Genomic DNA, 6,400 nt, shown 5'->3' with positions numbered 1-6,400 from the left:
ACGTACGGATTGACGAGGGGGAGAAGCGGCAACGCCGCTTCTCTCTACTCTACTGGCTATTTTTTAAAAAAGCACCCCACCGAAGGTGGGTGCTAAACTTTTACGCTATTTTTTTAAAACACGAATGGAATAAAGAATGTTCCATTCCATTCGCGTTTTGAGGTTAAGCCTCCACCGCCTTCACGCCCAGGTGTTTACCCAATCGGGTCCACTCCGTCCACCAATGCACGGAAAATTGCATGCGTTTCATTTGGCGGGAGGAAGAAAAGTACAAGTTTTGTCCCTTCCAGGTATTCAGTTCCAGTTCGATTTCTTTCAAACTTTCCATGGCTTGATTGAGCAAGAGCAGGCGATCCAGCGATTTCTCTTTTTCTTGCAAAATGACCTGGATTTCGTGGTACACCCGTTCGCTCATGGTCAGGCGCAAACTGGATTTATTGGTCAGCTTGACACCCCATTTTTTGAATTCATCGATCAGGCGCTTCAAGCTGCGGATGTTGATTAGGTTGCCATTAGAGAACATTTCCGTTAAATCGTGATTCAGGATGAACTTGACCGCGGTCAGGTACGTTTCGGGAACGGGAATATTGCTCAATTGAATGCCCGTCATCAATTGGTAGTTGTCGTTGTAAATTTCCCGAAAAACCGTCTCCGTTGCATTCAGGCTGCGTTCCGAAATCCGACCGAGAATTTTGCGTTTTTCATCGTTGAACAAATGCCAATAGGTGAAGCGTTCTGAGCCAAAATAATCTTGCATCACGCCTACGACGTCGCCAAGGTCAGTTTTATCAAAAGCGGGTACCAGTTTATTGCCCATTTCTTCAAAAGCCGTTTTGTTCATGTCCACCGAGATGTGGCCGATGATGTTTTGCTGCCCCAAATAAAGCACCGCAAAACTGAAAGGCTTCTCCGACAAGGTTACTTTTGAGCGAACTTTTGTTCGTCCGAACGCAATCCGCTGATTGCCTCCTTCATGGCGGTGAAAAACCTCACTTTCCATCTGGTAATTGAAGATCTCCAGTTTTTCGGGATACTCTTCAAACAGTGAAGATGCCGCATAATGCATGCCTACCCTCGAAAGATCAACCATTGCTGGGATCACGTTTTTTCGGTAACTGGTGGCGCCATTTTCGTAATAATTACTGGGAATGGTTTCCAGTCGACGCAAGAATTCGTCGTGCAATTTTACCCCCGCAACTTGTTCGGCATAGTGAATGGCACGATTGGCGTATTGCAAAATCTGATCCGTTTCAAGCCCGGATATTTCATCAAAAAACCACCCACAACTGGTAAACATCTGCATGGCCTGGCGCTGAAGCTCCAACAATCTGAGCAGTTGAGTTTTTTCCGCTTCGTCTAAAGTTCGGGAAGTATACGTGTGTAAGAATTTTTGCAAGACACTTTCATTTCCCCGGTTCAGGATAACTTCAACATAACCATTGCGTGCATCCCAAACATCTTTGAGGAAACCTGCAGCTTTGGTTTCATAAATGGGAATCAATTCATCGCGCAACCAATTCAGCGTTTCGCGAAGAGGGGCACGCCAGTTTTGGTTCCAATCCGATCTGCCGCCAGAATTGCACCCACAATTGCTGCGCCAGCGCTCTACCCCATGCACACAGCTCCAAGAACTGTTTTCATGGATTTGCGCTTCCCATTCCGGGGGGTATTTGCTTAAATATACGCTGTAGTTGACAACCTGGATATCGGTATGCTTGTCCAGGTGATCGAGACATGCCGCCAGTGCCATCTCTCCAGAACGGTGGTGATGGCCATAACTTTCCCCATCGGTGGCGACATGGATGAGTTGGGGCGTTTCGATGTTTTCAAAGGCACTGGAGATCGATTTGGCAAAGTTGATGCCATCGTTGAGGATGCCTTTGAAGGCTACATCCTGGGCAATGCCGCCGTGGTAAAAAAACAGGTTGATGCTTTTGCCAGAAGGCAATTTGCACAGGTAAGCCCGACGAGGATCAATGCTATCGGCGGGAATATTTTCCCAGGTTTCGGCGCCAATTTTGCGAATGGCTTTGCCTTGGCGGGGTGCAAGCACCGTGAAAACAATCCCGTTTTCCGCCAATACTTCCAGGGTTTCGGTATCGGCGGCAGTTTCAGCGAGCCACATCCCTTCTGGCTTGCGGCCAAAGCGGGATTCAAAATCGCGGATTCCCCAAATGACTTGAGTCTCTTTGTCGCGGCGGTTGGCCAAGGGCAATATCAAGTGCCCATATGCCTGAGCCATGGCTGAACCACGCCCACCCATGATCGATCTGCTCTCTTTATCGGCCTGTAGGATGGCCTGGTAAGTGGCAGGATCGGCTTTTTCCATCCAGGAAAGCAGGGTTGGGCCAAAATTGAAGCTGATCCGGGCGTAATTGTTGACGATGTTGATGATTTGCTTGTCGTTGTCCAGCAAGCGGGCAGCGGTATTGGGCGCATAACATTCAAAGTTGATGCGGTCGTTCCAATCGTGAAATGGGGCTGCGGAGTCTTGACGTTCCACGCTTTCCAGCCAGGCATTTTCACGCGGAGGCTGGTAAAAATGTCCGTGGATGCACACGTATTTTTCTTTTTTCATTGTCTTGTTTGGGTCGAATAAGTGGTTGAACCACTTGCTAGGCAAGTTTACGGAAAAATTGCGAAAAATGCGTGAAAGAGCCTGGGAAAGTTTACCGATTTTCAGGAGCTACGATTAGGACACAAAAATGCATTGCTGGCAATGTTGTGCTGGTGATTACCAACCCCCAGCCCCTGGAAGGTCTACCGATTATACACATCTTTCGATACTTGATTTTAGCATTGATAGTGAACGATTTACGAAAGTTACCAACCCCCAAACCCCTGGAAGGGGAGCACATTTTCGGTTAGTAAAAACCTTACTGTTGCTAAAAAAAGGTAGCATTTTGACCTAACGTAAGCTGGACTCCCCTCCCAGGGGCTTGGGGGTTGGTCATCACCAGCACAACCTTGCCAGCAATGCATTTTGTGTCTTAATCGCAGGCCTGGAAGGTCTGGAACACAGTTGTTTAAACGAGGTACACCGCGTCTCAATACCAAGTGACCATTCCCCGCCGATTTAGGTCTCCTGCTTGCATATTTTTTAAAAAACACCGAAATTGCCAAGGATAAAGTGCGTGATTTTATTCAAACTTTGCCCAAGGTCTTAAACCAAACGAAGATGAGTACTTACGACATGATAGTAAAAGAAGGGGAATCAAAAACAACACCATCCTCAACCTGCACCGAATGGCCAAAATGCCTGTACCAGACATTACACTCATGGTTGGTATCGAACCAGAATAAATAGAAGCTTTGATCGCGAAGTCGAAGCAAGAGGAGTAAAAAATGAAGAGAAGCTACTAATCCCGCCTCTGAGAGAACACAAGGTTCTTTAAATCGAGTCGCTAGGTGCGAAATGCATTTTCAACAAAAAAATGTCTATTTTGGTGTAACAAAATAGATTTTATGCTGCATCGTTCCCTTTCGCAGGTTTGGAAAGCCTGTTCACTTGTGTTCTTAATGCAAGTATCGGCTTATGCTCAGGACATTGATCATGCCCAGGTTGTCCAATCATTGAATCTAAAAACCCTTCAAAAAGGGAAACTGATCTACCTGAAAGCCTGTAGTGCCTGCCATGGAATGGATGGAACGTCTTCGCTTCCACAAGCGCGTTCGTTTAGCAAAGACCCTTTGCGATTTGGCAATCAGCCTTACGAGATGTGGAAAACAATTACGAATGGCGCAGGGATGATGGCTTCTCAAAACTGGTTGAACCCAGAGGAACGCTATTACGTGATTCAATACATTCGAGAAGCTTTTTTAAAAGACAAAAATCCGGGGCAATATTTCAAAATCACCAATGCCTATCTTGCTACCCTCCCCAAGCCACAAAAGACTACGCAACAACAGTTGAGCCTGGTCAAAAAACAAGCCTTGTCTGGCTCACTCCAATACGGCCAGGAGTGGTTCATGAACCAGAACAGCAATTATGGGCACGCCATTCATTCTCCACTCCAAGGACTGGGCACCTCGGTATTGACCATCAAGCTCGACAATCAGGTCAATCTTAGTTACAACTTGCACCGCATGGGCACTCTAGCGGCCTGGCAAGGAAAACTGAATGTTTCAGAAACCAAATTCAAGCTCTACCGCGGTGAAGGAGAGCCCTTTGTGGAAGGTGTTGAACTGCCTGGACTCGACAGCTGGCAATGGTTGTACAATAACCAGCTGGATAGTTTGAAAAAAGCAACCGGAATTCGTGCTCCTTTGCCCTCACAATTCCTCAAATACAATGGCCATTACGCCTATGGGAAGGAGGTAGTTTTGTCTTACGCCATTTCGGGTAGATCTGTTCTGGAGCATCCTCAGGCTTTGTATCTCCAGCAGAAACCAGTTCTGGTTCAAACTTTGGTCATTGGCCCTGGATCGCGTGAAGAGCTGCTTTGCATTGGCCAACTCAGAGACAGCGCGGCCACTTATCAGGAAGGAATTGCTTCATTGCAGGGAAAGTTTTTAACTCCAGAAGCAGGAATTGAAGACAAATTGCTGCTGAGCATGAGCAAACTTGCCGATGGTTCCGAGCATTGCATTGCCAGTGGCATTGTTGCTGCTTCGCCAGGCATCAGCTGGCGAGTGGATGATCGTCATCGCTTTTTGGTCACTATACCTGCCAGTAAGGACACCATAAAGCTACAGGTATACCGTTTTTCAGGCAAAGAAAAGGCAGATATTGCCCAATTTGGGGCTTTTTTCAAAGCTCAAGCTTCTAAAAAACCTCAAGCTGGGCTGGATTTCATGTTGCATGGCGTCAACAGGGTCGTAAAAAAAACCACGGTACATGGCCAGTTAAATGTGTCCCGTCCTCACTTTGACCCCATGTATTATCGCGATCAGGACAAGACATCGCCCTCAAAGCTTGTTGCAATTCCAGCAGACTACCCCTATGCGGTAGACAACATTGCTTTGCCCTTTGACAATCCCGAAATGGCCTGGATCAGACCCACCGCGATAGATTTCATGAGTGATGGTCGCTTGTTGATGGCTACCTATATGGGTGACCTTTGGATGGCTACGGGTATTGATCAGGAGTTAAAAAATATTGGCTGGCAACGCTTCGCAACAGGACTTTATGAACCCATGGGCATAAAAGTCATCAACGATGAAATTTTTGTGACTTGTCGAAACGGGATTGTTCGGTTGCATGACTTGAACAAAAATGGAGAAGCAGATTTTTACGAGCTGTTTTATCCCGATCAAGATGTTTCGGCTTTTTTCCACGCCTTCAATTTTGGCTTAGTTACCGATAGCAAAGGCTACTTCTATTACGTCAAACCCGGTGAATACACTGACAATAAAGATCCTGGGAACTTGATCCGGGTCTCACCGGATGGCAAAACAGGAGAAAGCCTGGCCACTGGTTTTCGGGTCAACAACGGAATTACCATCACGCCAGACGATCGCATTTTTGTGAGTGACAACCAGGGCAATTGGATTCCTGCAAATAAAATCAACCTGGTTGAAAAAGACAAATTCTATGGGTATGTTCCCAACCTCGCTCAAAAAGAGTGGAGTCCCAATGGCGTAAAATTTGGCCCGGAAGAGGTAAGCAAAGGAGTCATTAGACCCGATTTGGTAAAAGTCCCTACGTCCTTTAGTCCACCAGCCTTGTGGATACCCCAGGAATTTGACAATTCTCCGGGAGGTGGAATCTGGAGCGATAAAAGCTGGGGCCCGCTGGGAGATCAGTTTATTCACAGCAGTTACGGCACGGGGTGGCTGTATCAATTTTTTGCCCACGATTGCGACGGAATACCTCAGGGCGCAATGGTGGCTCTGCCTTTCCAATTTGATGCCGGAATCCAGCGGGCTATCGTGAATCCGGTTGACAAACAGTTGTACACTACCGGTTTGACTGGATGGGACGATGGCGTTGCCACGCAATATGGGGTGCTGAGCAGAGTGAGATACAAGGGTGGAACAGGACATTTAATGACCGATGCCTTTGTAGCAAAAGACGGAATTGTGTTGAAATTCAATTTTAAACTGGACGATACAGAAGTCAAAAATCTTTCCAATTACCAATTGCATCAGTGGAATTACCATTGGACAAGTACTTACGGTTCGGCACATTATTCTTTGAAAAATCCCGAGCAAAAAGGGGAAGATACAGTGCTGGTGCAAAGTGCAAACCTAGGTGCCGACCAACAATCAATTTTTCTGCACATCCCTGAAATCACCACCGTAAACACCCTGCGCATCCGATTGAATACCAAAGCGGCGGATGGCCAGAAGGTGAGCAATACCGTTTACCTGACGATTAATAAAGTGCCACGTTAAAAAACACCGAAATTGCCAAGGATAAAGTACATGATTTTATTCAAACTTTGCCAACTGTCTTAAA

2 protein-coding genes are annotated in these 6,400 nt (G+C 46.6%); one reads left to right on the top strand and one right to left on the bottom strand.

All coding sequences use genetic code 11. The annotated features are described in order from the left end of the window. Positions 1-163 precede the first annotated feature (163 nt). The gene (locus ABW391_RS14405; protein WP_353482585.1) at positions 164-2,578 is read right to left on the bottom strand and encodes a DUF3536 domain-containing protein; all 2,415 of its coding nucleotides are present in this window, start codon (positions 2,576-2,578) and stop codon (positions 164-166) included. 887 nt (positions 2,579-3,465) lie between these two features. Between ABW391_RS14405 and ABW391_RS14400 the strand changes: the two genes are divergently transcribed. Then, the gene (locus ABW391_RS14400; RefSeq protein WP_353482584.1) at positions 3,466-6,336 is read left to right on the top strand and encodes a DUF6797 domain-containing protein; all 2,871 of its coding nucleotides are present in this window, start codon (positions 3,466-3,468) and stop codon (positions 6,334-6,336) included. Positions 6,337-6,400: the final 64 nt, after the last annotated feature.

Origin of the sequence: Haliscomenobacter sp. (genome assembly GCF_040403615.1) — a bacterium.
Classification (GTDB): Bacteria; Bacteroidota; Bacteroidia; order Chitinophagales; family Saprospiraceae; genus Haliscomenobacter.
Note: the sequence above shows the minus strand (reverse complement) of the source record. Positions and strands in the feature narration are given on the sequence as shown.

Coding starts and splice junctions, on each gene's coding strand:
- ABW391_RS14405 (WP_353482585.1), bottom strand. CDS start 2,578: ATGAAAAAAGAAAAATACGTGTGCATCCACGGACATTTTTACCAGCCT.
- ABW391_RS14400 (WP_353482584.1), top strand. CDS start 3,466: ATGCTGCATCGTTCCCTTTCGCAGGTTTGGAAAGCCTGTTCACTTGTG.